The sequence below is a fragment of the Hyalangium gracile genome (assembly GCF_020103725.1).
GTDB lineage: Bacteria > Myxococcota > Myxococcia > Myxococcales > Myxococcaceae > Hyalangium > Hyalangium gracile.
In genome coordinates, this window is sequence record NZ_JAHXBG010000022.1 from 45,257 (window position 1) to 71,905 (window position 26,649).

Genomic DNA, 26,649 nt, shown 5'->3' on the forward strand with positions numbered 1-26,649 from the left:
GTATCGGGAGATGTGCGCTACTTGTTCATGGAGGCCAGCAGGTTGTGCTGGGCCGCGGTGGGGTTGGGCTCGCCCTTGTCGGCGATGCGGTGCACCTGCCGGCCGATCTTGTCCTGCAGCAGCATGAGGCCGTCGAGCACCTGCTCGGGGCGCGGCGGGCAGCCGGGGATGTAGACGTCCACCGGGATGATGCGGTCGATGCCCTGGAGCACCGCGTAGTTGTCGTAGAAGCCGCCGGAGGAGGCGCACACGCCGAAGGCGACCACCCACTTGGGCTCGGTCATCTGCTCGTACACGCGCTTGAGGATGGGGGCCTGCTTCAGGTTGATGGTGCCCACCACCATGAGCATGTCCGCCTGGCGGGGCGAGAAGCGGGGGAACTCCGCGCCGAAGCGGGCGATGTCGTAGCGGCTGGCGGCCACGGACATGAACTCCATGCCGCAGCACGCGGTGGCGAACGGATAGGTGAACAGCGAGTACTTGCGGGCCCACCCCAGGCCCTTGGAGACCATCCGCTGGAAGAAGCCCATGGCCTCGTCGCGGCGGGTGGCAATGACTGGAGCGTTGTCGATCTCAGAAGCCATGTGTCCTCAGTGCTCCCACTCGAGAGCGCCCTTCTTCCATACGTAGATAAGGCCCACCACCAGCGTCGCCGCGAAAACCACCATCTCGGCGTAGCCGAACCAGCCGAGCGCCTGGAAGTTCACCGCCCAGGGGTACAGGAACACGGCTTCCACGTCGAACACGATGAACAGCAGCGCCACCACGTAGAACTTCACCGCGAAGCGCTGGCGCGCCAGACCGCTCGACTCGGAGCCGGCCTCGAAGGTGGCCGACTTCACGGCGCTGGGCCGACGGGGACCGAGCAGGCCCGCGAGCGTGGGGATGATCAGCGCCAGGATGCCCGACAGCAGCAGCACCACGGCCATTGGCAGATAGGGAGCGAGGGGAGTGCTCATCGGCGGCGGACCATAGGAAGACCCGCCGCGCGCTGTCAAAGAGAAAGTCCGTCCTCGCCGAGGCCTAAACCGTTGAGATGACAGTGAAAAGCCAGCCCGCGCGCGGCCCCTTCCGCCGCGCTGCCCGGCCGGTGCCCGGACGGGCGGCAGAGAGTGCGACCGGGCGCGCACTGTGGGTTTGACGCTCTGCGCCCGTGGGGCCTACCGTCGCATCCGTTTCGCTCGAGGTACCGGGAGAAGAAGGCATGTGGGGTCGGCTCAGTCTTCGGTGGCAGGTCGCGCTGGCGGTGCTGGTGCCCTCCCTCGTCATTTCCGCCCTCAGCAGCTTCTACTTCCCGAAGCAGCAGGGGGAGATCGGGCTGAACCGGTTGAGGGAGCGCGCCAAGGCCGTGGGGCTGCTCGCCCAGGAGCAGACGGCGTCCATCCTCGAGGGGCCCGAGGCCGAGCGCCAGGAGCGCTTCAGGCACCTGTTCGCCCTGGTGGACAAGGGCGGCAACGTGGTGAGCCAGGCGGTGCTCGAGCCCAACGGCAGCCCGCTCATCCAGCACGGCGCCGCCCTGCCGTCGGGGCTGAGCTCGAGCCGGGCCTCCGAGGGGTGCGCGGACGCGCTCATCAAGGACAAGGACGAGGACAAGGACGTCCTCGTGGTGCGCTGCGCGCTGGCCAATGGGCGCAGCTACGTGATGGGCCTGAACTCCTCCGTCGTGGGGCAAGACGTCCAAGCCTTCATGGCGCCGGGGGCGCTCGTCTTCGCGGGCGCGGCGCTGGTGGGCCTGGTGCTGGCCTTCTTCATCGGCCGGGCCATCACCGAGCCCGTGTCGCGGATGACGCGAGCGGCGCAGGACGTGGCCAAGGGGGACGTGTCCCGCAGCGAGCTGGACGTCACCCAGGCGGCCGGCGAGGTGAAGATGATGGCGCAGAGCTTCAGCGAGATGCTGGGCACGCTGCGCGGCACGGTGGCGGAGCTGGTGTCGCGCACCGAGCAGCTCTCCAGCGCCTCGCGTGGGCTGACGGGGGCCTCCGCGGACCAGGAGCACGTCATCAGCCAGCAGGCGGCGTACGCGCAGCAGATCGCCGCCACCTTCGAGGAGCTGAGCCGCACCGCCGAGCAGATCTCCAGCTCCACCGAGGTGGTGGAGTCCTCCGCCCGCCGCACGCACGAGGCGGTGGCCGAGGCGATGGCCGTGGTGGCGCAGGTGGTGGCCGGCATCAACGACATCCGCATCGAGTCCAAGGGCGTGGCGGACGCCATCGTCGGGCTGAACCAGGACCTGCAGCAGGTGTCGAAGATCGCCCAGGTCATCAACCAGGTGGCGGAGCGCTCGGACCTGCTGGCGCTCAACGCGGCGCTCGAGGGCACCAAGGCGGGCGAGGTGGGGCGGGGCTTCTCGCTGGTGGCCGCGGAGATGCGCAAGCTGGCCGAGAACGTGTCGGGCTCGGCGCGGGACATCGCCCGCATCGTCGAGAAGGTGCAGGACTCGGGCGAGGAGGCCGCCACCAAGGCGCGCGTGGGCATGGCCACCTCGGATCGCGGCGTGGAGGTGGCCGAGCAGGCCTCGTCCGTGTTCGAGCGCATCGTCGAGCTGGCGCGCGGCACCAGCGAGGCGGCGCGGCAGATCACCATCGCCACGCGCCAGCAGCGCCAGTCCAGCGAGCAGGCCGTGCAGGGCGCGCGCAACGTGGCCGAGCTGGTGAAGCAGGGCGTGGACGCCACCGGCCGCACCACGCGCATCGCCCAGGATCTGCAGGCGGTGGCCGAGGGGCTCACCGCCGTCACCAGCCGCTTCAAGGTGGCGCGCGACTGAGCGCCCCTGGCCTACGCGGACTCCTGATCCGGATCCTTGGGGGCCAGCGTGTGCACGTGGGAGAGCAGCTCCTTGAGGGAGAAGGGCTTCTTGAGGAAGCCCGCCCACGAGTAGTCCCTGGCCTTCACCGTGGGGGCGATGGCGCTCATGATGAGGATGGGGAGCTTCTCGAACTCGCTCTTCTGGCGGATGGCCTTGATCGTCTCGTAGCCGTTCATCACCGGCATCATGATGTCCACGATGGCCAGGTCCGGCCGGGTCTCCATGAGGCACTTGAGCGCCTCGCGGCCGTTGCCGCAGGTGAGGACCTTGTAGCGCTCCTCCTCGAGGATGGCCTTCACCGCCTCCACGATGTCCAGCTCGTCGTCGACGATGAGGATGGTCTTCATGACTTCCTCCGCCGCAGCAGGCCCCGCCGCTTGGACTTCTTCTTCGCCCCGTCCGAACCCATGGGCGGCGCGACATCCTCCGCGCGGGCGCCCTCGCGCAGCCGGGCGTGGCCGGTGAGGATGGCCTCGGCGCTCTCGAACGTGTCGGCGACGTTGATGCCCTCGTCGGTGATGGCGAACTCGCGGATGCCGCTGTCGTACTGGCTCTCGCGCATCTTCATGATGGAGATGAGCCGGTACAGCTGCGAGCGCAGCTCCACGTAGCGCATGAGGATGATGTTCTCCACGTACGCCGCGGCCTCCGGCAGCGGGGCGTCCACCCCGGAGCTGAGCAGGGGCGTCTCCTCGGAGTAGATGGTGGTGGAGTCCAGCATGCGCAGTTGGTGCGAGAGGGCGGAGAAGAAGCGGCCGATCCGGTCCGGGTACACGGCGGCGGAGCGGAAGCCGGACACCCCGTCGATGAAGAGCCGCAGCCGCTTCACGTTCCGCTCCTGGATGCGCTCCAGCAGCCGCTCGGCGAGCGAGTCCATGTTGTGCTCCAGCGGGGGCTGCCACTGGATCTCGATGAGGCCCTTGTCCACGTACTTCTTGAGGTCCTTCATCCCCACGCCGGCGGCCTTCTCCAGCAGCCGGGGAGGCGTCTCGTAGAAGCCGAAGTAGACGCCGGGCTGTCCCTCGCGGGCGCCCTGGAGGAGGAAGTGGAGCCCCAGCAGCGTCTTGCCGGTGCCGGGAGCGCCCAGCAGCATGGTGGTGGAGCCGGACAGCAGCCCGCCATGGAGCGACTCGTCCAGGCGGGGGATGCCGAAGGACATCCGGATGCGATCCTCGCGGCCCTTCTCCTCCGGGTTGGCGAACTGCACCTCCGTGCGCGGGTGGATGACGATGCCCCTCTCGGAGATCTCCACCTCGTGGCGGCCCAGCAGCGAGTCACTGCCGCGGAACTTGAGCGCGACGAGCTCTCGCACCGCCCGCGGTCCGGAGAGCCAGAGCGACAGCTCGAAGACGCCGTCCACGGCGGTGTTCTCCGGGTGGAGCTCTCCCTCGTGGTGGGGGGACAAGAGCAGGGTGGTGCACCCGAGCAGGCCCACGAACGTCTGGAGATCCTGGAGGAAGCGCTTGAACGTCAGGTCCGAGCGGGCGAACTCCTTGGCCGCGTCCATGCCGTCGATGATGAGCAGGGAGGCCTGGTGCTGGAGGGCGGTGCGCCGCACCATGTCCAGCAGGCCCTTGAGGCCCTCCTTCTCCAGCTCGGCGTAGCCGCTGATGTAGTGGAGCCTCTCGGGGATGACGCTCGCGTCGAAGAACGTCATCTCCTGGAGGTTGGCGAGCATGCGCGCGTGAGACTCGGACAGGAGCGTCACGTAGAGGGCACGGCCACCGTTCTTGACGTGGTTGAAGGCGATCTGGTTGGCCAGCACCGTCTTTCCGGAGCCGGGCGGGCCCAGCACCGAGTACGAGGCCCCCTTCAGCAGGCCGCCCTTGGTGATGAAGTCCAGCCGCGGGACGCCGGTGATCAGGCGCTCGTGGCCCGTCTTCCGGTCCTTCTCTCCTTGTCCAGCGCCTTGTCCTGTCGACACCGCACGTTCTCCCTTCTCAATACCGCTCGGTCCGGCGCCGGGGCAGGAGCACCTGGAAGGTGGCCCCCTGGCCGGGCTGGCTGGTGACCGAGATCGTCCCTCCGTGCGCCGTGACGATCTCCTTGGTGATGTAGAGGCCCAGCCCCAGGCTCTGGGACTGCTGGGTGCTCGTGGCGCGCTCGAAGCGGCCGAAGATGCGGGACTGATCCTCCGGGGCGATGCCGATGCCCTCGTCGCGGACCTGGAGCATGGCCCACTCGGGGCGCTCCTCCACGCTGATGTGCACCGGCCGGCCGGCGCCATACTTGATGGCGTTGGTGACCAGGTTGGTGACCACCTGCTCCAGGCGCAGGCGGTCTCCGAAGAGGACGACGGGCTCGTGAGGCAGCTCGAACTGGAGCTTGACGCCCACGGCGCGGGCCTGGGCCTCCAGGCGCAGGGCCATCTCGCCGACGACCTCCACGAGATCCACGGCGCTCACCTCCAGGCGAAGCCGGTGGCTGGTGACGCGCGAGACGTCCAGCAGGGCGTCGAGCAGCTGCTGCAGCCGTTCGATCTGACGGACGGCGGGCGAGAGGCTCTTCTCGACGGAGGACTTGGGGATGGTGTCGGTGGAGCTGCGGAGGGCCAGGTAGAGGGCGCGCTCGAGGTTGAGGCGCAGGGCGGTGAGGGGCGTCTTCAGCTCGTGGGCGGCGACGGAGAGGAACTCGTCCCGGGCGCGGATGGCGCTCTGGGCGCGGCCTTGCAGGCGCAGGAGCGCCTCGATGTTGGCGAGCAGCTCCTCCTCGTCCATGGGAGTCGTCCAGTAGGCGTCGGCGCCATGGGCGAGGCCCCGGATGCGGTCCTCGTGCTGGACGGAGACGGCCGAGAGGTGGGCGATGAGGAGATCCCGGGTGTCTTCGTTCTGGCGCAGGCGGCGGCACACCTCGTAGCCGTCCAGGTCCGGCAGGTGGACGTCGAGCAGGACGAGATCCGGCTGGCCCGCGGCGATGGTGAGCGCCTGCCGTCCGTTGGCGGCCTCCAGCACCTGGTAGCCCGCCATGCGCAGCATGTGGGAGACCATGTAGAGGGTCGCCGGGTGGTCGTTGACGTTGAGGATGGTGGCCTTCGGAGGTGGCCGTTCACCCGTATGTCCAGGCGCGTTCACAATTCTTCCTGCCAGGAAGAGTGCAGACCGTAGTGCAGAAGCGGAATCCCCGAATGTGCGCGCGCATGCACGATTTTTGCTGAATCCCGCGCCGGTGTTGGGTGGTGGTCAGAAGCGGGGCGGCCGGTAGCCGAAGGTAGCCGGGAGGACGAACCTGGGTAGTGGCCATGAGCGCTCTTGCTTCTTTCTATCTGCTCGATAGCGACCAACTTCGTCCTCTCCTCAATGCGGCGGCTCCTCGAAGGCACGAGGTGAGGCGGGCGCTGGGGCTCCTCAAGCCGAAGGTGATCGAGACCTACCCCATCCATCCGTTTCTCGAGGAGCACGCCACCCGATTGCCGACCTTCTGTGACTCGGGATGGGCCTTTGTCCCTCTGGAGCTCATGCTGGAGGCCCAGGGGGTCAGCCTCTTCCGTGGTGCCGCCCTCGCAGCCGAGAGCGAGCAGCTTTCAGCTCACCTGAAGAACTCGTTGGCCCTCTTCGACTACGCCCGCGCCCAGGCACTCCTCACGCAGCTCCAGGCTGTTGCGTTGACGCCGAACCAGGTCACTGAGTTTCTCGTAGCTGAATACGGCGAGGCCGAGCCCCTATCGGTTGAAGCTGTCTTGGCCGCATTCCGCCAGGCTCAAGCGTGGCTGGGGCAAGTAGGCCCCCATGGCCTAGGGCTGCTCTGGGTGGGGTAAGCAGCGGTACGAATCCACATCGTCTTCAACAGGGAGTACGACATCTGCTACGCGGGTGGTGCACCCTGGAATACGGTGGGGCCTGATCTGCCCTACGCGGACAAGTGACGATGCCAACGGCCATGAGGGCGCTCCTCGAAGAGATCTCCCGTCGCCATTTCCCGCATCCACCCGCGACGCTCGAGGAGATCGCGGCTCTCGAGAAGAGGATGGGCTGGCGGTTGGATCCGGATCTCCGTGACTTCTATCTGCACTGCAATGGAGCGGAGCTGTTCAAGCGACTCCCGGACGCGCCCTACCAGATCCTTCCGCTGTCGGAGATCGTTCGAGCTCGGGTCGCTGTTTTCGGCAAGGACGAGGATCGGCTGGGGCCCGTCTCCCAATACGCCATCTGCGATGTGCAGGATGGGAACTATGTCCTGATCGACGTGTCCAGGCAGGAGCAGGGGCGCTATCCGATCATCGATTGTGACCATGAGGCCTTCCCGGATCCGGCGTACTGCCCGCAGATCGCGGCATCGTTCGCGGAGTTCCTGGAAGGAGCGCTGCGCAGCCAGGGCCGGCACTTCTACTTGCAGACGGAGAAGAACTAGGAAGCGCGCTGGGAATCCGCCCGGGACCGCAGCTTCGCGAACAGCTCTTGCGGCATGGAGGCCGTGCCCAGGTGCCGCCCCGGTGCCACCTTCTCGCCGTGGAAATCGCTGCCGGCGGTGGGCACCAGATCGAACTCCCTGGCCAGCGACAGGTACTTCTCCCGCACGCTCGGGTTGTGATCCGAGTGGTGCACCTCCAGCCCCGCCAACCCCGCCTTCGCCAGCGTCTCCACCTCCATCCGGTTCATCTTCGAGGTGCCCGGGTGGGCGAGGGTGGCCGTGCCTCCCGCGTTGCGGATGAGCTTGATGGCGTCCGCCCCGTCCAGCCGGAAGCGATCCACCCACGCGGGCCGCCCGTCCCCCAGGAACCGGTCGAACGCCTCCTTCGTGTCCACGCACCAGCCCTTCTCCACCAGCACCCGCGCCAGGTGCGGCCGCGCCAGGTGTCCCTTCTCCGCGATGGCGTACACGTCCTCCATCCGCACCGGGAAGCCCAGCTTGCGCATCTTCTCCACCATCTGCTCCATGCGCTGTTGGCGCTCGGTGCGCAGCATGTCCGCGAACCGCGAGATGTCCGGATCCTCCGGCCGCAGGAAGTGTCCCAGGATGTGCGCCTCGCGCCCCAGCACGAAGGCGGACAGCTCGATGCCCGGCACCAGCTCCATCCCCCGGGCCTTCGCCGCCTCCTTCGCCGCCGCCAGCCCCGCCACAGTGTCGTGGTCCGTCACCGCCAGCACCGTGACCCCGGCCGCGGACGCCAGCGCCAGCAGCTCCTCCGGCGAGTGCTGGCCATCACTGGCGGTGGTGTGGGAGTGGAGATCGATCACGACAGGCTCCGGGGCTCGGGTGGAAGGGCTCCACTCCCTCTCATAGCCGAAGCCCGGTCCCCGGCGCACACCTTGCCGCCGACTGGCCATGACTGAACTGCGGGCCTCCGAGCCCTCGCCCGGCCCGACCGCCTGCGCGTAGATTCCTGGACACCTATGGCCAAGACGGACGACACCATCGAGAACCGGGTCTATCTCTTCGAGTCACTCGCCAGCAGCTATGTGGCGGCGGCCTCCGAGCTGCTGGGCTCCGAGGATGAGGCGGTGCGCCAGCGGGCCATGCGCGCGCTGGCCGAGCTGGCCTACGTCTCCTGTGTCGTCGCCGACACCCAGCACCTCACCCCCGAGCAGGTCCGCGAGCGCGTCCTGGGCTCCTTCGCGCCGGAAGAGGCTCCCAAGGCCCGGGCGGCAAAGCGCCGCTGAGCGTGCTCCCCACGACGCGCCGCGAGTGCTATAGCCGCGCGCCATGGCCAAGACCTCGAACCCCAAGAAGTCCCTGCGCTCCGCCTACTCGGGAGCGCGCAAGGCGGATCCTCGTCCCATCACGGGCAAGGAGAAGCCCACCGAGCTGCTCGCCCATGCCTTCAGCGCCTACGTGGGCCGGCAGGAGCGCACCGCCTTCGAGCTGATGACGAAGTCGCTCGAGCAGGACGCCTCCATCTTCCTCACCCTCTCGGGCGCCATGACGCCGGCGGGCCTGCACCAGAGCTGCCTCATCCCGCTCATCGAGAAGGGCGTCATCTCCGCGCTCACCACCACCGGCGCCAACCTCTACCACGACGCCCACCGCATCATCGGCCACGCCATCCGCGAGGTGAACCCCAACGCGGGCGATCTCCAGTACCGGCTGGCGCGCATCATCCGCATCTACGACCTGGGCTTCTGGGAGGAGGCGCTGCTGGACACCGACCGGCTCTTCTCCGCCATCATCCGCGGCCCCGAGTTCCAGCGGAAGATGACCACGCCCGAGTTCCACTACCTGCTGGGCAAGGCCGTCTACCAGATCGAGAAGAAGCTCGGGGTGAAGCAGCCCTCGCTGCTGTCCACCTGCTACAAGCACGCGGTGCCCATCTGGGTGGGCGCGGTGCAGGACGGCTCCATCTTCCTCAACGTCGTGAAGCTCAAGCGCCTGCTGGGCGCCGAGTTCAAGTTCGAGCTCGACATCAACGACGACGTCTACTCCATGGCGGCGATGCAGCACTTCTGCCGCCACCACGGCTCGAAGAAGCTGGCGATCTGGATCCTCGGCGGCGGCGTGCCCAAGAACTACACGCTCCAGGGCGAGCCCCTGCTGGATCAGATCCTCAACGTGCCCACCACGGGCTTCGACATCGACGTGCAGTTCTGCGTGGACCCGGTGGACAACGGCGCGCTGTCGAGCTGCCCGGCCGGTGAGGGCCACACCTGGGGCAAGGTCTCCGTGGAGGCGGTGGAGACGGGCTCCATGTACGTGCACTGCGACGTGACGGCCGTCTTCCCCTGGCTCACCCACGCGCTGCTGTCCGAGCCGAAGAACAAGCGCAAGCCCATGCGGCTGATGGACAAGATGCAGGAGGCCATCGGCTTCCTGGACGCGGACGTGAAGAAGCGCAGCAAGACGCTGATGAAGACCCTGGACTGGAGCATCCAGGACGCCGAGCCCTCCACCGCGGAGGACGCGGAGAAGCACGAGGCCTACGTCCGCTGAAGCCACCCCCGCGCACAGGAGCACCGCCATGAGCCAGCCCTCGCAGCCCACCGGCGTGGTGATGACCGCCACCACCGCCCCGGCCTTCAAGACGCAGCTCCAGCACGGGCCCTCGGGCTCGTCCTTCGCCACCGAGGCCCCCAAGGACAACGGTGGCACGGGCGGCTCGTTCTCCCCCACGGACCTGGTGGGCGCGGCGCTCGCCTCGTGCGCGCTCACCACCATGGCCCTGGCCGCCTCGCGGGAGAACATCCCCTTCGGTGAGGCCAAGGCCACGGTGGAGAAGCGGATGACGCCTCCGCCGCGCCGCATCGGCGAGCTGGTGCTGAACATCCAGATGCCCGCGGGCTTGTCTCGCGCCCACCGGGCCCGGCTGGAGGAGGTAGCCCATGGCTGCCCCGTGGCGCGCAGCCTCCACCCGGACCTGAAGCTCCCCGTCACCTTCAGCTACCCGGACGAGCCTCGCGAGGGCTGAAGGCCTTCACGACCCAGGGGGACGCTCGGCCGCCCGGATGCTCTTCAGCCACGGGAGCCGGGCGTCCTGCATCCTGCTCGTGGAATGCCGACTCTGGCGGGTAACGCTCGCGAGGGAGGCAAGACGTGGACGTCAAGCTGCTGGGCATCTACCTGAATGATCATCTGTCTGGCGCACGCGCGGGCATCGACCTCGCCCGCCGGGCCGCGCGGGAGAACCAGGGCAACCCGCTGGGCGACTTCCTCGCCACGCTGAGCGCCGAGCTGGAGCAGGATCGCGCGCTCGTCGAGCAGGTGCTGCGCACGCTGAAGGTGCCGCGCGACACGCTCAAGCAGAGCGTGGCCTGGGTGGGGGAGAAGGTGGCGCGGCTGAAGCTCAACGGCCGTCTGGTGCGCTACTCCCCGCTGAGCCGCTTCGAGGAGTTGGAGGCGCTGTTCCTGGGCACCCAGGGCCGGCGCGCGATGTGGCGCATGCTCAGGCGGCTGGCGCGCACGGAGCGGCAGCTGGCGGGCTTCGACTTCGAGGTCCTCGTCGCCCGCACGGAGATGCAGCTGAGGAACCTGGAGCGCTGGCGCCTGCAGGCGGCGGACACCGCCTTCACCCACGCTCCGTTCATCTCCACCTCGCTGTTCCCCGCGGAGAACGCAGGGCAGTGAAAAGACAGAGCTGTCTTTCACTTATGAACGTTCATAAGTAAAAGACAGCGTCATCTTTCAGCAGCCCTGGAAGAGAGCCTCAGTGGCTCTCGGGCTCTCAGGTTCCGGTCGGCGGAGGGGTGGTGCGCGGGGCTCCCGCGTCATGCGGGGCCACCAGGCGCAGCTGGCCGTGGCTGGCCGCGGCGAACTTCGCGTCCACGTCCCGCTCCAGGTACGTGTAGCCGCCCAGGCCCTCCTCGTACATCCGCAGCAGCGAGCGTGACTCGTCCAGGGTGATGCGCCCCTGCCGCAGCGCCACCTCGGTGAACTTGCGCAGCCGCGCCACCAGATCGTCCTTGTTGTAGCTCACGTAGTGGAGCACCTCATTGACGGTGTCTCCCTCCACCACGTGATCGATCAGGTAGCCCCCGTTGGGCGCCAGCGACACCTGCACCGCGTGCGTGTCCCCGAACAGGTTGTGCAAGTCTCCCAGGATCTCCTGGTACGCGCCGACCAGGAAGATGCCCAGGTAGTAGTCGTCATCGTTGAGCGAGTGCAGCTCCAGCGAGTCCTTCACCTCGCGCTTGTCGATGAAGTGCTCGATCTTCCCGTCCGAGTCGCAGGTGATGTCGGCCAGCACCGCCTTGCGCGTGGGCTTCTCGTTGAGCCGGTGGATGGGCATCACCGGGAAGAGCTGGTCGATGGCCCACGAGTCCGGCAGCGACTGGAACACCGAGAAGTTGCAGAAGTAGGTGTCCGACAGCTGCTTCTCCAGCGTGTCCAGCTCCTCGGGGATCTCTCCCTGCTCCCGGGCAATGCGCATGATCTTGTGGCAGATGGCCCAGTAGACGTTCTCCGCGGCCACGCGCTGCTCCAGCGAGAGGTGGCCCAGCGAGAAGAGGGTGAGGCTCTCCTCCTTGGCGTCCTGCGCGTCGTGCCAGGACTCCAGCAGGTTCTTGTTCGTCACGTCCTTGAAGGTGCTCACCAGGTTGCGCACCACCGCCTGCGCTTTGTCGTCCACCTTCTCCGGCACCTGCGCCGGGTCGAACTCGCTGGTGCCCAGCACGTCCACTACCAGCACCGCGTGGTGCGCCACCACCGCTCGGCCGGACTCGGACACCAGCGTCGGGTGCGGCACCCCGGCCCGGTCGCACGCCTCCATCACCCCGAACACCACGTCGTTGGAGTACTCCTCCGTGGTGTAGTTCATGGACGAGGTGAAGTTCGTCTGCGAGCCGTCGTAGTCCACGCCCAGGCCGCCGCCCACGTCCAGGTACTGCAGCGGCGCGCCCTGGCGGGCCACCTCCACGTAGAAGCAGCCCACCTCGCGCAGCGCGTTCTTCACGTTGCGGATGTTGGAGATCTGGCTGCCCAGGTGGAAGTGCAAGAGCTCGAAGTGCTGCAGCAGGCCCGTCTCGCGCATGAAGGCGATGGAGCTCATCAGCTCCGAGGAGGTGAGGCCGAACTTGGAGCGGTCTCCGCCCGAGGCCTCCCACTTGCCCGCGCCGCGCGTGGACAGGCGCACGCGTACGCCCAGCCGCGGGGCGATGCCCGTGCGCCGGGCCACCTCGGCGATCAGCGGCAGCTCGCTGGGCTTCTCCACCACCAGGATGACCTTGCGGCCCAGGCGGGAGAAGAAGAGCGCCGTCTCCACGTACTCCTCGTCCTTGTAGCCGTTGCAGATGACCAGCCCGTCATCGTTGTCCAGCAGGGCCATCACCGCCAGCAGCTCCGGCTTGCTGCCCGCCTCGAGCCCGTAGCCGTACTGCTTGCCCTGCTCGACGATGGTCTCCACCACGTACCGGTGCTGGTTCACCTTGATGGGGTAGACGCCCTTGTACTGGCCCTTGTAGTTGTGCTCGGCGATGGCCTTGCGGAACGCCTCGTTGAGGTGGCGGACCCGGTGGCGCAGCACGTCCGTGAAGCGGATCAGCAGCGGCAGGCCGATGCCCCGGCGGCGCACTTCGTCCACCAGCTCCTTGAGGTCCATGCTGGCCGCTTGCGGCCCGTCCGGGTGGACGCACACGTGGCCCTTGTCGTTGATGCCAAAGTAGGGGTTGCCCCAGTTGCGGATTCCGTACGTCTCCAGGGCGTCGGCAAGGGTCCAACGGTGCTGCGGGGGCGAGGTGATGGCCATTGCGTCTCAGGGCCTCCGGGGAGGGGTGGGTGGCTGGAGTGCCAACAACCCGTGGAACGCGCGCAACTATAGGGAAAGCGTCCCGGCTTCAATAGCCGACTGATCGGAGAGCAGCCGAGCAGGCGGCGCTACAGGCCCGTGGGGCCGTTCAGGTGGGCCTGCTCGCGTTTCATTCCTACCCTTCTGTCGAACGCTGGGAGGACGCGTGGACCGAAGGGGAGGGTACATGGAGTCGTCCGTACGCAGGGAAGAAGAGCCGGTCCTCACACCCCGGCAGATCTTCGAGCGGTTGGATCGCTACGTGATCGGCCAGGAAGAGGCCAAGCGCGCGGTGGCCATCGCCGCGCACAACCACCTCAAGCGCATCCAGGCGCGCAGGATGCGCCGGGGGTCGCTGATCAAGAAGTCCAACATCCTGCTGATCGGGCCTACGGGGAGCGGCAAGACGCACATCGCCCGCAACCTGGCGGAGATCCTCTCCGTCCCGTTCACCACCGTGGACGCCACCGAGTACACGGAGGCCGGCTACTACGGCAAGGACGTGGAGGTGATGATCTCGGATCTGCTCTTCAAGGCGAACCACTCCGTCGAGGACACGCAGCGGGGCATCATCTTCGTGGACGAGGTGGACAAGATCGCCCGGCGCACCCAGGGGGCGCGCAATGGCGCGGGCAGCCGGGACATCGGCGGCGAGGGCGTGCAGCAGGCGCTGCTCAAGCTGCTCGAGGGGCGCGAGGTGTTCGTCCCCATGAACGTCACCCAGGCGTGGAACAAGAGCGACTTCGTCCAGATCGACACCAAGGACATCCTCTTCATCTGCGCCGGCACGTTCTCGGATCTCCACGACTACGGGGACGGGGGCTCGCGCCCGCTGGGCTTCGGGGCCGAGGAGGCCGTGCGGCGGGTGCAGAAGCGCATCAGCGTCAAGCAGCTCGTGGACTTCGGGATGCTCGCGGAGTTCCTGGGCCGCCTGCCGGTGATGGTGCAGCTCCACGCGCTGGGCGAGCAGGATCTGCTGCGCGTGCTCACCGAGCCGCCGGACTCCGTGCTGCGCGAGCTGCGGGAGCTGCTCTCGTATGACGAGATCGAGCTGGACTTCACCGAGGAGGCCCTGCGCGCGGTGGTGCGCTTCTCCGCGGAGAAGGGGCTGGGGGCGCGTGGCCTGCGCTCCATCCTGGAGCACGTCATGGCGGACGTGATGTTCGACGCGCCCGAGCTGCGGCGCCGCCGGCTGACGGTGGACGCGGACTTCGTGCGCGGTCGCCTGGCCGGCCTGGACACGGCCCAGCTCAGCGTCTGAGCCCTCGCCAGTCCTGCGAGAGGACTGGACCTGGAGGGGTGGGCTTCTGTAAGACCTCCGAACCTGGGAAGATCGCTTCCCAGCGTGGGCCTGCGGTGGGGCGGCTCGCGAGCGGAGGCGTTGTCATGAGCGGCCCGGAGCAAGAGCCCAAGGCGGGCCCACCCCCCATTCCTTCGCCGGAGTCCTCCGAGCCCGCCGCATTGCAGGCGGTGACGGTGCGGCGCGCCAGTGACTCTTCGGGGGAGTGGGAATCGCCCACCGTGGTGCGCCCGGGGCCTCCGGTGCCGAACGAGGCCGAGCAGGAGGCTCGGTTCGCGGAGGGCTCGGAGCTGGGAGACGTGCCCGGCTCGCTCATTCCCGGGCACACCCTGGCGGGCCGGTACACCGTGCTGGACAAGCTGGGGCAGGGGGGCATGGGCGTGGTGGTCGCCGCCTATGACTCGCGGCTGGACCGGCGCGTGGCGCTCAAGCTGCTGCGCCGCAGCCTGAAGGCGGAGGGCACCGAGGGCGAGGAGACGCGGCTGGTGCGCGAGGCCCAGGCCATGGCGCGCCTGAGCCACCCCCACGTGGTGGCCGTCTACGACGCGGGAGCGCTGGAGGACAGCTCGCTCTTCATCGCCATGGAGTACATCCAGGGGCAGACGCTGCGCCGCTGGAAGAACCAGGCGCCGCGTACCTGGCGCGAGGTGCTGGGGGCCTACATTGCCGCCGGGCGCGGGCTGGCGGCGGCGCACGCGGCGGGCCTCATCCACCGCGACTTCAAGGCCGACAACGTGCTGGTGGGCGAGGACGGGCGTGCGCGGGTGACGGACTTCGGCCTGGCGCGAGCCCAGAGCGCGCTGGACTCCTCGGACAAGGGCCCCGCCCCGGTGCAGCAGGAGCCCGTGAATGTGCCGGAGGCGGCGCTGCCCACGGACCTGACGGTGACGGCGCGTCCCTCGGGCTCGTGGTCCAGCGTGCTGACGCTTCCGGGCATGTTCATGGGCACGCCGGCCTACATGGCGCCGGAGCTCTTCCGGGGCCGTCCGGCGGACGTGCGCAGCGATCTGTTCGCCTTCTGCGCGTCGCTGTACGAGGCGCTCTTCGGGCAGCTGCCCTTCCGGGGCTCCTCGCCGACCGAGCTCACCCGCGCCCAGCTCGAGGGCAAGGTGGTGACGCCGCCGGACTCCTCCGAGGTGCCGGCGTGGGTGACACGCACGGTGCTGTGGGGGCTGCAGCCGGATCCCCAGAAGCGCCCTGCCTCCATGGAGCCGCTGCTGGCGGCGCTGGCGGATGACCCGGAGCTGCGGCGCAGGGCGCTGCTTCGCCGTGGAGGCGTGGCGGTGGCCATGGCGGGGCTGGCGGCGCTGGCGGTCTGGGGGTGGGTACGCCAGGAAGGGCCGGCGGGAGGGTGTACGCAGGTGGGGCGACAGCTCTCGGGCATCTGGGACGCGGACGTGCAGGCCCAGGTGCGTCAGGCGATGCTCGGTACGGAGCTGCCCTACGCGGCGGACACCTTCACGCGCGTGTCCTCGGTGCTGGAGGGCTACGCGGGGGCCTGGGTGAAGCAGCGCGCGGAGGTGTGCGAGCTCGTCCTGCAGGAGGGTGCCCAGCCCCGGAGCCTGGCGGTGCGTCGGGAGTACTGCCTGGAGCGGCGGCGCAGTCAGCTCCGCGCCCTCACGGGGCTGTTCGCGCGAGGGCCGGACAGGGAGCTGCTCCCCCGGGCCGTGCAGGTGGCGCAGTCGCTGCCGCCGCTGGAGTACTGCGCGGATGCCAAGGCGCTGTCGGCGGCGGTGCCTCCTCCGGAGGACCCCGCGCTCCGGGCGAAGGCGGATGCGCTTCAGCAGCAGCTCGACACGGTGGAGACGCTGCTGGATACGGGCAAGTACAAGGAGGGGATGACGCGCGCGGATGAGCTGCTGCGGCAGGCCGAGCAGGTGGGCCACCCGCCGCTCCACGCGCGAGCCCTGTTCCTGGGGGCGCTCTCGCGGGATGGCACCGGGGACTACAAGGCGGCTGGAGAGATGGCGCGCCAGGCCATCGCCCAGGCGGCTCGTGGCAAGGATCTGACGATCGGAGCTCGGGCGTCGGGCCTGCTGTACTTCCTCGTGGGGTATCGCGAGGCCCGACACCAGGATGCGGCGCTCCTGCAGCTGGGCATGGAGACGGCGGTGGAGCTGGCCGATGACGATCTCCTCCGAGCCAACGCCTGCAACAGCCAGGGGGTCATCCTCACGGACCTGGGGCGCTACGAGGAGGCCCGGCAGAAGTACGAGTGCGCGCTGTCGCAGCGGGAGAAGGTGTTCGGGCCCGAGCACCCGATGATGACGCCGCCACTCAACAACCTGGGCGGCGTGCTCGAGGAGCTGGGGCGCTACGAGGAGGCGGTGCGAATGCACGAGCGCGTCCTGGCCATTCGGGAGAAGGCGCTTGGCCCGCGGCACCCGGACCTGGCCAGCGCGCTCGGCAACCTGGGCAACGCGCTCACCTCGCTGGGGCGCTACGAGGAGGCGCTGAAGCGGCATGAGCGAGCGCTGGCCGTGCGTGAGCAGGCCCTGGGCCCCGAGCATCCCCTCGTCGCCAACTCGCTCATCAACCTGGGCAATACCTTGAGGACGCTGGGACGCCATGAGGAGGCGCTGAAGCAGGGCGAGCGCGCGCTGGCGCTCCAGATGAAGACCCTTGGCCCCGAGCATCCCCGGCAGGCCTCGACCCTCGCCAGCCTGGGCGTCATCCTCGAGGACCTGGGCCGGTACGACGAGGCCCGGCAGCGCTACGAGCGCGCGCTGGCGCTGGAGGAGAAGGCGCTGGGCAAGGAGCACTCCGATCTGGCGGACCCGATCAGCGGTCTTGGGCGGGTGGCCGAGGCCCTGGGGCGCTACGACGAGGCTCGGCGGCACCACGAGCGCGCGCTGGCCTTGCGAGAGAAGGCGCTGGGGGCGGACCATGCCATCGTCGCCACCTCGCTCCATGAGCTGGGCTCGGCGCTGACGGCCCTGGGGCGGTACGACGAGGCGGAGCGGCTGCTGGAGCGCGCTCGGAAGATCCAGGAGAAGGCGCTCGGTCCGCAGAACCCCGAGATCGCGGAGACGCTGCTGGTCTCGGGCAATCTCCTGTTGGCGCGGGGGCGGACCGTCGGGGCGGTTCCGTTGCTGGAGCAGGCCCTGAAGCTGGGGCAGCCCCGGCTGCGCGCCCGCATCCAGTTCCTGTTGGCCCGGGTGCTCTGGGAAGGTGGCCAGGAGCGTCCCCGCGCGGTGGAACTGGCCAACGCCGCCCGGGCCCAATGGGAAGGCATGCACCACCCGAGGCTGACCGAGGCATCGAAGTGGCTCGCCGCTCACAGCTCACCCTGAGCCCACCTGCGCTTGAGCCCCTGGCTTCCGGGAGAGAGGCGGACAAACCTGTCTGACAACCCTACCGGTTCGCCAGGACTGCGCCCCAAGCAGGTCCAAAAAGTCTTTCCGACTCCTGTCAGAGGCTGCTCCCCCTGAAATGGGCACACGGCCCGAGTCCGCCCCCGCATCCGGTCCGCCCTCGTGCCGGGCGCATCCGGTTCGAACTGGTCTGCTTGTCATACCAGTTCGGTGCCGGTTCGCAGACAGGGTGGTTCCATGGCTGGGCAGTCGCGTTGGCACAAGAGCCGCTCTCAGGGGGCAAGAATTTCTTCCGGTCTCCTTGGGGGTGAGCCAGGAGGAAACCTGGGCACGCTGGAGGCCGTGGTCCGAGGGAGAGCGGGACGCCGGGGCGGGCGGACCCGTTAGCGACGGGGGGACCCGCCCCGCAGCGAGGGACCCGCGACCTGTGTCCCTGGGATGTGGGCCCGTGCCCAGGCCGTGCCTTCAAGGACCTGCCTGAGGGGATTAACGCTCGGCCGCCTTCGACGCGGCGCCCAGCCGGGCCGCGAACTCCGGATCCTGGATGAGCTGGAGGATCAGGTTGTTGCTCAGCAGGGCCCGGGTGTCGCCCTCCTGGAGCGAGCGGCGCAGGGACTCGTCCTTGAGCGCCCGCTGGAAGCGCGGGTCCTGCCGCAGCGCCTTGTAGGCCGGGTCATTCGCCAGCTTCGCGGCCTGCTCCGGGTTCGTGCTGGCCTGCGCCACCTGGACGAAGTCCTTGAGCGACGAGAACTGCGTCATCTCGAAGAGGTTGTGGTTCCGCGCGAGGGAGAAGAAGCGCGAGTCCTTCGGCGACAGCCCCAGCTTCTTCCCCGCCACCGCCACGTGCTGGTCCACGAAGGTCAGCGCGCTGAGCAGCACGTACGAGATGACGGCCACCTTCGCCCCGCCGAGCACGAAGCCGATGACCCGGTCCGGTCCGCGGTTGTTGGGATCCTTGCCCGTCATCACCCGCTGGAGCAGCGCGCCCAGCGCGTAGCGCACCGACACCAGCACGACGAGGAAGATCAGCACCGTGCCCACCAGCACGCCCACGAGCTCGGACGCGCCGAGCGAGCCCGCCAGCTTCGGGCCCACCACCGTCCCGAGCTTCCGGGACACGTAGTAGGCCAGCGCCAGCCCCACCATGTGGGCGATCTGCTTCGCCGCACCGGTGAAGGCTCCGATGATCGCGAAGAACAGCACCAGGCCGAGGATGATCAGGTCGATGGTCATCGCGGATCCGCGCTACGGCCGGCTGCGCCTCACTTGATCTTGAAGGCCTCGCCCTTGGACTTGGACTCTTCGTTGATCTTCTTCTGCGCCTCGGCGAGCTTCTCCTTGTAGCGGGCGTTGGAGGGCTCGTAGGTGAGCGCCATCTTGAGGTTGCGCTCGGCGGAGGACCAACGGCCCGCCTCCAGGTCGGCCGCGCCGAGCTGGTAGAACTGGCGGCCCTTGGGGTGGGTGCCGATCTGCTCCTCCTGCTCCTTCTTCACCGCCGCCTTCGTCTCTGCCTCGGAGGCCTCCGTGAAGCGCAGCTTCTGGGCGCGCTCGGGGCCCGTCACGTCCGCCAGGTACTTGCGGCGCTTCGTGTCGTCCCGCAGCACGTAGTAGGCCTCGGTGACGCGCTTGTAGAGCTCGTTGACCTGGTCCTTCAGCGCCTTGGAGTCCAGCTGGTAGAAGCGATCCGGGTGGTAGGTGCGGCTCTCGCGGTAGAAGGCCTTCTTGATGTCCGCGGGAGTGGCCTCCCGGGGGATCTGCAGGACTTCGAAGTAGTCGAGCTGATCGAGCTGGGCGCAGCGAGCCTCGAGCTCGGCCATCAGCTTCGGATCCAACCCACCCGTAGCCGAGGCGGCCGCCGGCGGCGGAGGCGGAGTGGAGGGCCCGGGCGCTCGAGCCGCGGCCGGCGGAGGGGGCGGAGCCATCGGTGCCGCGCCCACCGTGGGTGGACGAGGCGCTGCCGGCGCCATAGGGGGCGCCACGGGAGGCACCGGCCGCGCAGCCGCACCTCCCGGCTGGACGGTGGGGATGCCCGAGCGGGACGGAGGCCGCTGGCCCGCGGCAGGAGGCTGCGCGGCTGCCGGCTGGACGGTGGGGATGCCCGAGCGGGACGGAGGCCGCTGGCCCGCGGCAGGAGGCTGCGCGGCTGCCGGCTGGACGGTGGGGATGCCCGAGCGGGACGGAGGCCGCTGCCCCGCGGCTGCTGGAGGCGCGGGAGGCGCAGGCGGCGCGGGAGGCACTCCAGGCCCGACGGGACGAGGCGCCGCGGCGGTGATGACCGGAATGCGAGGCGCGCCCCCGGACGAAGCGAGTGCCGGGAGCGACATGGTGGGCTTGTTGCCGGGCCGTACCGGCGGAGCCGTAGCCGCCGGGGGAGGCGGAGGAGGCTGGCCCGGGGCAATCACCGGAGGCGTGCGCGGAGCTCCCGCGGCGGCGGGAGGCGGCGGGGGCTGTGCCGGCCCGGGAGGACGCGGCGGCGTGCCCGGGCCCGCGGGTGCCGGCGTGGGCCTGGCCGCCTGCGGAATCGGCGCCGGAGTGGCGGGCGTCCGGGGGACGGAGATGGGAACGATGCCCGGGACGGTGGGCCGGTGGGCCGGAGCCGCGGGGGAGTGCGGCGTGGGCTCGTTGAGCGAGACGCCCGGGCTCGGCTGCGGGGTGACGGAGATGGGGGTGATGCCCTGGACCGTCGGACGGCTGGCCGCGGCCGGAGGAGGCCTCGGAGCCGCCACACCCGGCGAACCCGAGGCGGGCGCCGCGACACCCGGAGAGCCCGGAGGCGGAGCCGTCCCGGCCGGATACGCCGCCGGGGGTATGGGAGGCATGCCCGGCACGGTGGGACGATCACCCGGATTCACCGCGGCGACGGCCGGCACGGTGGGCCGGGTACCGACAGGCAGCGTCGCGGGGTTCACGGCCGCGGGAGGCGGCGGAGGACGAGTCCCTTGAGGAACGGGTGCTCCAGCAGCAGGCGCGCGGGGTGCGGCGACACCGGGCCCGGGCTGCGCGGGCGGGTTGGCCCCCGAGGACACGGTGCGCGGAGGCCCGCTCACCGCGGGGATGGGCTGCGCGACGGGGACAGGACCGCCGGGACGCGGAGCAGCCCCCGCGGGCGAGGCCGGAACAGCGCCCGAGGACATGGTGCGCGGAGGCGCGGCGGCGGGGCCCGCGGCGGGCGCACCCGGAGCGGGAGGCCGGGGCGCCGCCTGCGCGGGAGGCCGAGGCGCGGCGGGCGCGGCGGGCCGCGCGGGAGCGGTGCCTGCGGGAGGGCCGGGTGGCTTGCCGGCGTTGGAGTCGGGGGGCTGGGACATCGGCGGTTTCTGCCAGGCCTATCAGGCCACGGAGGGGAGGTCTGCGTTGTGGCCAGCGAGCTGGATCTGGCGAGTGGCTTCCATGGACCGCTGGATGTCGGCCTCGGTCATGCCCGAGGAGAGGGTGAGGGTGGTCGTCGTCTTCTGGCCCGTCTCCGTGTCGCACGCCGACACGTTCACCATGCCGTTGGTGTCGATCTCGAACGTCACCTCGATCTTCACCTCGCCGCGGTAGCCGATGCGGAAGCCGGAGAACTCGAACTCGCCCAGCAGCTCGCACTCGTCGGCCCGGTTGGACTCGCCCTGGTACACCCGGATCTTCACCTTCTCCTGCCCGTCTCGGCTGGTGGTGAACGTCTTCGAGCGGTCGATCGGCACCGGCGTGTTCTTGTCGATGATCTTCTCGGTGTAGCCGCCCACCGTGCCGATGCGCAGCGTCAGCGGCGTCACGTCCACCAGGAAGGTGGAGCCGCCGGCCTCCAGCAGCGCGCTCGCCTGCAGCGAGGCACCCATGGCCACCACCTGATCCGGGTTGATGCCCTCCATCGGCTCCTTCTGGAAGTAGTGCTTCACCGAGTTGCGGATGATGGGCAGCCGCGTGGGGCCACCCACCAGGATCACCGCGTCGATGTCCGACGCCGTCAGCCGCGCGCTCTGCAGCGCCTCGTCGCATACCTTGAACGTGCGCTGCACCAGGTCCATCACCATCCGGTTGAACTGGTCCTGGTTCAGCGTCTGCTTCAGGTCCATCACGTTGCCGTTGGCGTCCTGGCAGATGCCCTGGCAGAGGATGTCCGCCGTGCCGTACTGGCCCACGTCGATCTTCGCCCGCTCGGCCGCGTCCTTCAGCATCTGCAGGCAGTACTTGTTCTGCCGCAGATCCAGCCGCGTCTTGGCCAGGAAGTCCTCCGCCAGCCACGTCATGATGCGGTCGTCGAAGTCATCGCCGCCCAGGTACGTGTCACCCGCGGTGGACAGCACCTCGAACACGTCCTTGCCGATCTCCAGGATCGACACGTCGAAAGTACCGCCGCCCAGGTCGTACACGACGATGCGCTGGTTGACGTCCCGGCCGAACCCGTAGGCGAGCGCCGCCGCGGTGGGCTCGTTGAGGATGCGCAGCACCTCCAGCCCGGCGATGCGCCCCGCGTCCTTGGTGGCCTGGCGCTGGTTGTCGTTGAAGTACGCGGGCACGGTGATGACGGCCTTGTTCACGTCCCGGCCCAGGTACGTCTCGGCCACCGCCTTCATCTCCTTGAGCACCAGCGCGGAGATCTCCGGCAGCGAGTACGTGTGGCCGCGCGCCTCGATGCGCACCGAGTTGTTCTCGCCCTCCACGATGCGGTACGGCATCACCGCCTGGGCCTTCTTCACCTCGTCGGAGAAGAAGTACCGACCGATGAGGCGCTTGGCGGAGTACACCGTCGCCTCGGGTGCGGCGATGATGTTCTTCTTCGCCGCATTGCCCACCAGCACCGAGCCATCTTCCAGGAACGACACGCACGAGGCGTGGGTCGACTCACCCCACTCGTTGGGGATGACCACCGGCTGCCCGTCCTGGACCACTGAGACGCACGAGTACGACGTGCCCAGGTCGATGCCGATCGCGATCTCGTCCGACATTCCGTCTCCGGTGAAGTCCTGCACGAATGCGCAGGTCCTCTTCAATTCGCGTAAAGCGCGGGGATGTTAGGCACCGCGCAGCGGGCCTGTCAAACGTTCAGTCTGACTAAATCCGAGCCATTTCAAGGGCTTAGGCAACGCCGAGGGGCCTGGGAAGCGTGGGTTGAGGGGGGGGAGTGGCATCATTATCTATTCCTTGGACCACGGACTTCGTCGGGGGGTTTCGTTCCATGTCGGCGGTGCTGGCGGTGCTCACATCGGATCCAAACCTGCTGCGGTGCCAGCTGCACCGGCTGGAGGGGCAGGTGGCCATCCAGGCCGAGCCTCGCGCCAACACGGTGGGTGTGGGTGCCTACGCTGACGGCGAAGTCCTGCTGCGGCGGCTCTCCAGCGATGTGGGATTGACGATGGCGGCCCTGGCTCCGCCCCAAGAGTCCGGCGCCCTCCTCTTCCATGAGGGCAAGCTGCCGGTGGGGCAGTCGCTGGAGGAGAACACGCAGCCGTTCCGTTCTCGCAGCTGGCTGTTCGCCCACCAGGGCGTGCTGCAGGGGTTCGAGCGGCTGAGGGCCTTGCTGCTGGAGGAGCTGCCGGAGTTCCTGCGCTGGTCGGTGAAGGGCTCCACGGACAGCGAGGTGGCGTTCGCGCACTTCCTGAAGCGCCTGCGGGACAAGGGGCGCATCGAGGATCCGCGGCTGGAGCCGGAGCTCGCGGGCGCGCTGCTGGCGGAGACGTCGCGGGAGCTGGATCGGACGGCGGCGCAGGCCGGGGCGGCGCGCACCTCCACGCTGAACTTCGTGGCGACCAACGGCCGCATCCTCGTGGCCACGCGCTGGGGCGAGGCCCCGCTCTACTACACGCGGCTGGAGGGCTCGGACCGCTGCGAGGTGTGCGGCATCACCCCGACGACGCCGGAGACGCAGCCGGCGGTGATGGCGCACCGGCGCCAGCGCGCGGTGGTGGTGGCCAGCCACCTGAAGCGCACGCAGGGCTGGGTGGAGCTGGCGCAGGGCACGACGCTGGCGGTGAGCGAGGACCTGCAGGTCCGCCACCTCCCGGCGGCCTGAGCCTGGGCGCTACAGGTCCTCATCCAGCACGGACAGGCTCGCGGCCACCGTGCGCACCTCGTTCTTCAGCGCCACGATGATGGCGTCCAGCTCCGCGTGCAGCTCGCGGATGAGGCCCTGGGTCCGCTCCGGCTCCGGCGCCTGCTCCGCCACGAGCTCCCGGGCCCGCTGGATCACCGCCCACAGCGCGCGGGCCTGCATCAGATCCAGGGTCATCTTCATGCGGTGGACGTGGAACTCGAACTCCTCCGGATCGCCGTGCTCGAGCGCCTGCTGGAAGTCCAGCTTGCAGCGCTCGGCGTTGTGAATGGCCAGGGTGCTCAGCTCCAGCAGCGCGTGCGGATCTCCCTCGGCCATGGCCCGGAACTTCTCCAGGCTGAAGCGCGGTGGCGCCTCGGGCTCCTCCGGCGGAGCCGGCACCGGCGCCACGTGGATGGGCGGGGGGGCCTTGGGCGCGGCCGGCTGGGAGCGACCGCTGTACAGGGCGATCTTCGCGAAGAGATCCTCCGGCCGGAACGGCTTGCCAACGAAGTCCGTGAAGCCGGAGAAGTCGAGCCGCTCCTCGACACCCACCCGGGTGGAAGCCGTCAGGGCCAGGATGGGCAGCCGCCGGAAGCGCTCGTCGGGCAGGGCGCGGATCGCGCTCGTGGCCTCATAGCCATTCATCTCCGGCATCTGCAGATCCATCAGCACCAGCTCGTAGTGCTTCGCCTGGAGCTTCTCGAGCGCCAGCCGCCCGTTCTCCACCACCTCGAACTGCACGCCCCACTTGCGCAGGAACTGGGAGAGCACGAAGACGTTGACGGACTGATCCTCGGCCACCAGGAGCTTGACGCCCTGGAGCCGCTGCGCGTCGGGGCGGCTCGCCTCCACGCCCACGGCCGCTCCCTCGGGCTGGCCCAGCTTCAGCCGCAGGGGGAAGGAGAAGCAGGTGCCCTGGCCGAGCACGCTCTCCACCGTGAGCTTGCTGCCGTAGAACTCCAGCAGCCGCTGGCAGATGGTGAGCCCCAGGCCGGTGCCGCCATACTTCAGGTTGATGTCGTAGCTGGCCTGGGTGAACTCCTCGAACACCTTGCTCAGCCGATCCGGCGCGATGCCGATGCCCGTGTCTCGGACCTGGAGCTCCAGCGTGACGGCGTCCGCGTGCCGCTGCCGCGTCTTCACCTCCACGGTGACGGAGCCCTGCTCGGTGAACTTGATGGCGTTGCTCACCAGGTTGGTGAGCACCTGCCCGATCTTCACGGTGTCGCCCAGCAGCCACACCGGCACCCGCTCGTCCAGCTTCACCCGAAGCTCCAGCCCCTTCTCCTGGGCCTTGGCCTGGTGGGTGTGGAACAGGCCCTCGATCATCCGCAGCAGGTGGAAATTGCGCTCCTCGAGCGACACCTTGCCCGCCTCCAGCTTGCTGAAGTCCAGGATGTCGTTGAGCAGGTTCAGCAGGTTCTCGGAGGAGGCGTGGAGGATCTCCGCGTACTTCTCCTGCTGGGCCGAGAGCCGCGTCTGCCGCAGCAGGTGCGACAGGCCGATGATGGCGTTCATCGGCGTGCGGATCTCATGGCTCATCATGGACAGGAAGTCCGCCTTCGCCTTCGTGGCCTGCTCCGCCTTCTGGCGCGCGAGCAGCAGCTCCCGCTCGTAGTTCTTGCGGTCGGAGATGTTGAAGATCGTCGTGCGGTGGAAGATGAGCCTGCCGGATGCGTCCTTCTTCTGGACGGTGTTCACCAGCACCGGCAGCGTCCGGCCGCCCTTGCACACCAGATCGAAGTTGATCTCGTTGATGAACCCCTGCATTCGCAGCAGCGGGGCGTAGTGCGTCTCGTGGAAGATCTTCCCGCCGATGGCCAGCAGATCCTGGAAGCGCTTGCCGCTCAGCAGCTCCTCGCGGGAGTAGTCCGTCCAGCTCAGGAACGTGCCGTTGACCTTGGCGATGGTGCCGTCCGGCAGCGTGGAGATGTACCCGCAGGGAGCGTTCTCGTAGAGATCCTCGGCGCTCTCTTCGATCGCTCCCATCGCGTCACCGGGGGGCAGGGGGACGGTTCGGGTGGACACGACGGGCCTACCAGTCAGCACAGGTAACCGCGCATGGCGGAGATGGTCTCTTCCGGAGCACTCAGGTGCGGGCAGTGTCCGGTGGCGTTCAGCTTGTGCAGCTGACTGCCCGGCAGGTTCCGGTGCAGGTACTCGCCCACCACCTCCGGGGCAATGAGATCCTCCGAGCACTGGAGCAGCAGCGATGGCGTCTTCACCTTCGGCAGATCGGCCCGGTTGTCGGACAGGAAGGTGACGCGCGCGAAGTGCTTGGCGATCTCCGGGTTGGTGCGGCAGAAGCTGTTGGTGAGCTCCTGGCCCAGCTCCGGCCGGTCCGGGTTGCCCATGATGACGGGGGCCATGGTGCTGGACCAGCCCAGGTAGTTGCTGTCGAGCGACTCGAGCAGCCCGTCGATGTCTGCCCGGTGGAAGCCTCCCACGTAGTCGCCGTCGTTCACGTAGCAGGGCGAGGGGCCGATGAGGATGAGCTTGTCGAAGCGCTCCGGCTCGGCGATGGCCGCCAGCACGCCGATCATCGCGCTCACCGAGTGCCCGACGAAGATGGCGCGCGTCAGGGACAGCTCGCGGCAGATCTCCAGCACGTCGCTGGCATAGCCATGCAGCGAGCCGTACTTGCCTCGGTTGTACGCGGAGGCGTCCGACTGCCCGGCGCCCACGTGATCGAACAGGACGATGCGGTACTGGTCCTGGAAGGCGGGGGTGATGAACCGCCACATGTTCTGATCACACCCGTAGCCGTGGGCGAAGATCATGGCCTGGGGGCCGGTCCCCAGGACCCGGACGTTGTTTCTCTTGAGCGCGACCGCAGGCACGATGAATGACTCCCGATGATGTTTCACGCGGGTCGTCACATCGCCGCGAGTCACCGGAGCCTAGGCCTAAAAATCCGGATTTCAAGGGTTTGTTCACGGGGTGTGAACAAGGGGCTCCTCCTTGAGGACTCGCAGTGTCGGAAAGCGGATGCCGCTCAATGTTTGTCCAACATGAGGGTCCAGCATGAAACATCCCGCCTGAGACAGGGCCCGGGGCTCACCGGCTCAC

The 26,649-nt window shown here is 68.8% G+C and carries 22 protein-coding genes; 10 read left to right on the top strand and 12 right to left on the bottom strand.

The window, feature by feature from the left end; all coding sequences use genetic code 11:
* Window positions 1-17 precede the first annotated feature (17 nt).
* The gene (locus tag KY572_RS34460; protein WP_224247924.1) at window positions 18-584 is read right to left on the bottom strand and encodes an NADH-quinone oxidoreductase subunit B; all 567 of its coding nucleotides are present in this window, start codon (window positions 582-584) and stop codon (window positions 18-20) included.
* A 6-nt stretch (window positions 585-590) separates the two neighbouring features.
* A complete protein-coding gene (locus KY572_RS34465; protein ID WP_224247925.1) occupies window positions 591-959 on the bottom strand; it encodes an NADH-quinone oxidoreductase subunit A in 369 nt (122 codons plus the stop codon).
* Between the two features lie 245 nt (window positions 960-1,204).
* On the opposite strand from KY572_RS34465, the gene KY572_RS34470 reads away from it, so the two are divergent.
* Window positions 1,205-2,764 carry a methyl-accepting chemotaxis protein gene (locus KY572_RS34470; protein WP_224247926.1) on the top strand — a complete coding sequence of 520 codons (1,560 nt, stop codon included), beginning with the start codon at window positions 1,205-1,207 and terminating at the stop codon, window positions 2,762-2,764.
* A gap of 11 nt (window positions 2,765-2,775) precedes the next feature.
* On the opposite strand, the gene KY572_RS34475 is transcribed toward KY572_RS34470, so the two are convergent.
* The 3 genes from KY572_RS34475 to KY572_RS34485 are packed head-to-tail and all read right to left on the bottom strand — an operon-like array spanning window position 2,776 to window position 5,877.
* Complete coding sequence (locus tag KY572_RS34475) at window positions 2,776-3,153, bottom strand: response regulator transcription factor (protein ID WP_224247927.1); 378 nt, start codon at window positions 3,151-3,153, stop codon at window positions 2,776-2,778.
* Window positions 3,150-4,730: an ATPase domain-containing protein gene (locus KY572_RS34480; protein ID WP_224247928.1), complete on the bottom strand. Its 1,581-nt coding sequence runs from the start codon at window positions 4,728-4,730 to the stop codon at window positions 3,150-3,152. The genes KY572_RS34475 and KY572_RS34480 overlap by 4 nt, the downstream gene beginning before the upstream one ends.
* A gap of 16 nt (window positions 4,731-4,746) precedes the next feature.
* Window positions 4,747-5,877 (bottom strand): hybrid sensor histidine kinase/response regulator, encoded by a 1,131-nt coding sequence (locus tag KY572_RS34485; protein WP_224247929.1) that lies wholly within the window; start codon window positions 5,875-5,877, stop codon window positions 4,747-4,749.
* A gap of 167 nt (window positions 5,878-6,044) precedes the next feature.
* On the opposite strand from KY572_RS34485, the gene KY572_RS34490 reads away from it, so the two are divergent.
* Together KY572_RS34490 and KY572_RS34495 are read left to right on the top strand one after the other, a co-directional pair.
* Window positions 6,045-6,560: a hypothetical protein gene (locus tag KY572_RS34490; protein ID WP_224247930.1), complete on the top strand. Its 516-nt coding sequence runs from the start codon at window positions 6,045-6,047 to the stop codon at window positions 6,558-6,560.
* A 110-nt stretch (window positions 6,561-6,670) separates the two neighbouring features.
* Complete coding sequence (locus KY572_RS34495; RefSeq protein ID WP_407660054.1) at window positions 6,671-7,153, top strand: SMI1/KNR4 family protein; 483 nt, start codon at window positions 6,671-6,673, stop codon at window positions 7,151-7,153.
* On the opposite strand, the gene KY572_RS34500 is transcribed toward KY572_RS34495, so the two are convergent.
* On the bottom strand, window positions 7,150-7,980 hold the full coding sequence (locus tag KY572_RS34500; protein ID WP_224247932.1) for a PHP domain-containing protein: 831 nt from the start codon (window positions 7,978-7,980) through the stop codon (window positions 7,150-7,152). The genes KY572_RS34495 and KY572_RS34500 overlap by 4 nt on opposite strands.
* A 156-nt stretch (window positions 7,981-8,136) precedes the next feature.
* On the opposite strand from KY572_RS34500, the gene KY572_RS34505 reads away from it, so the two are divergent.
* The 4 genes from KY572_RS34505 (at window position 8,137) to KY572_RS34520 (ending at window position 10,798) form a co-directional block, all read left to right on the top strand.
* Window positions 8,137-8,403, top strand: coding sequence for a hypothetical protein (locus KY572_RS34505; RefSeq protein ID WP_224247933.1), 267 nt, complete (start codon window positions 8,137-8,139; stop codon window positions 8,401-8,403).
* Window positions 8,404-8,446: 43 nt separating this feature from the next.
* Window positions 8,447-9,667, top strand: coding sequence for a deoxyhypusine synthase family protein (locus KY572_RS34510; protein ID WP_224247934.1), 1,221 nt, complete (start codon window positions 8,447-8,449; stop codon window positions 9,665-9,667).
* 28 nt (window positions 9,668-9,695) lie between these two features.
* On the top strand, window positions 9,696-10,142 hold the full coding sequence (locus KY572_RS34515) for an OsmC family protein (RefSeq protein ID WP_224247935.1): 447 nt from the start codon (window positions 9,696-9,698) through the stop codon (window positions 10,140-10,142).
* A 125-nt stretch (window positions 10,143-10,267) separates the two neighbouring features.
* A complete protein-coding gene (locus KY572_RS34520; RefSeq protein ID WP_224247936.1) occupies window positions 10,268-10,798 on the top strand; it encodes a hypothetical protein in 531 nt (176 codons plus the stop codon).
* A gap of 97 nt (window positions 10,799-10,895) precedes the next feature.
* Here the strand turns inward: KY572_RS34520 and speA are convergent, their stop codons facing one another.
* Entirely contained in the window at window positions 10,896-12,914 is a 2,019-nt protein-coding gene (speA, locus tag KY572_RS34525; RefSeq protein ID WP_224247937.1) for a biosynthetic arginine decarboxylase, read from the bottom strand.
* Window positions 12,915-13,140: 226 nt separating this feature from the next.
* On the opposite strand from speA, the gene clpX reads away from it, so the two are divergent.
* The gene (gene clpX, locus KY572_RS34530) at window positions 13,141-14,214 is read left to right on the top strand and encodes an ATP-dependent Clp protease ATP-binding subunit ClpX (protein ID WP_224247938.1); all 1,074 of its coding nucleotides are present in this window, start codon (window positions 13,141-13,143) and stop codon (window positions 14,212-14,214) included.
* A 125-nt stretch (window positions 14,215-14,339) separates the two neighbouring features.
* Complete coding sequence (locus KY572_RS47475) at window positions 14,340-17,546, top strand: serine/threonine-protein kinase (RefSeq protein WP_263452239.1); 3,207 nt, start codon at window positions 14,340-14,342, stop codon at window positions 17,544-17,546.
* A gap of 507 nt (window positions 17,547-18,053) precedes the next feature.
* Here the strand turns inward: KY572_RS47475 and KY572_RS34550 are convergent.
* The 3 genes from KY572_RS34550 to dnaK are packed head-to-tail and all read right to left on the bottom strand — an operon-like array spanning window position 18,054 to window position 22,495.
* On the bottom strand, window positions 18,054-18,800 hold the full coding sequence (locus tag KY572_RS34550) for a CvpA family protein (RefSeq protein ID WP_224247939.1): 747 nt from the start codon (window positions 18,798-18,800) through the stop codon (window positions 18,054-18,056).
* 29 nt (window positions 18,801-18,829) lie between these two features.
* Window positions 18,830-20,872, bottom strand: coding sequence for a DnaJ domain-containing protein (locus KY572_RS47480; RefSeq protein ID WP_263452240.1), 2,043 nt, complete (start codon window positions 20,870-20,872; stop codon window positions 18,830-18,832).
* 21 nt (window positions 20,873-20,893) lie between these two features.
* On the bottom strand, window positions 20,894-22,495 hold the full coding sequence (gene dnaK, locus KY572_RS34560; protein ID WP_224247940.1) for a molecular chaperone DnaK: 1,602 nt from the start codon (window positions 22,493-22,495) through the stop codon (window positions 20,894-20,896).
* A gap of 230 nt (window positions 22,496-22,725) precedes the next feature.
* Between dnaK and KY572_RS34565 the strand changes: the two genes are divergently transcribed.
* The gene (locus KY572_RS34565) at window positions 22,726-23,559 is read left to right on the top strand and encodes a class II glutamine amidotransferase (protein WP_224247941.1); all 834 of its coding nucleotides are present in this window, start codon (window positions 22,726-22,728) and stop codon (window positions 23,557-23,559) included.
* Between the two features lie 9 nt (window positions 23,560-23,568).
* Here KY572_RS34565 and KY572_RS34570 read toward each other — a convergent pair whose 3' ends face one another.
* Both KY572_RS34570 and KY572_RS34575 read right to left on the bottom strand, forming a co-directional pair.
* Window positions 23,569-25,608, bottom strand: coding sequence for an ATP-binding protein (locus KY572_RS34570; protein ID WP_224247942.1), 2,040 nt, complete (start codon window positions 25,606-25,608; stop codon window positions 23,569-23,571).
* Window positions 25,609-25,622: 14 nt separating this feature from the next.
* Window positions 25,623-26,420: an alpha/beta fold hydrolase gene (locus KY572_RS34575; RefSeq protein WP_317987939.1), complete on the bottom strand. Its 798-nt coding sequence runs from the start codon at window positions 26,418-26,420 to the stop codon at window positions 25,623-25,625.
* Window positions 26,421-26,649: the final 229 nt, after the last annotated feature.